At 44.7% G+C, this 479-nt stretch carries 1 protein-coding gene; it reads left to right on the top strand.

Annotation, left to right across the window (positions count from 1 at the left end; genetic code table 11):
• A partial coding sequence (locus AB4653_RS28435) for an ATP-binding protein (RefSeq protein ID WP_372105983.1) occupies positions 1–479 on the top strand: 479 nt, incomplete at both ends.

The raw sequence follows: 479 nt of genomic DNA, 5'->3' as shown, positions 1-479 counted from the left end.
GTACATGTTTCTATTACATACCAGCACAGTTCATTCCGTATTAGCGTAGAAGACACCGGAATTGGCATCAGCTCACAGCAACTTTCGTCATTATTCAGTCCGTTCGTGCAAGCCGATAGCACAATCACACGTAGATTTGGTGGCACCGGCTTAGGTTTAGCAATAACAAAACGACTAGTAGAACTGATGCGCGGGCGTATATCGGTCGAGAGTGAGCCAGGAAAAGGCTCGAAATTTGAAGTGCGGTTACCAGTTCTAACGAGAGTTACGAACAATCAAGATCATGCTGCAGAAGATAAATACTCGCAAGTTCCCAGAACCCGTTATTCAGTGTTAGTTGTTGAAGACAACCCAACCAATCAGATGGTGATTCAATTGATCCTTGCGCGGCAAGGCCATGAAGTTTTCATCGCAAGCAACGGTGAAGAAGCCATTGGCTTTGTAGAAAGAGGTAATGACCCGATAGACATTATCTTGAT

The sequence above is a fragment of the Vibrio sp. 10N.222.48.A3 genome (assembly GCF_041475345.1).
In the GTDB taxonomy this organism is placed as follows: Bacteria; Pseudomonadota; Gammaproteobacteria; order Enterobacterales; family Vibrionaceae; genus Vibrio; species Vibrio tasmaniensis_A.
Note: the sequence above shows the minus strand (reverse complement) of the source record. Positions and strands in the feature narration are given on the sequence as shown.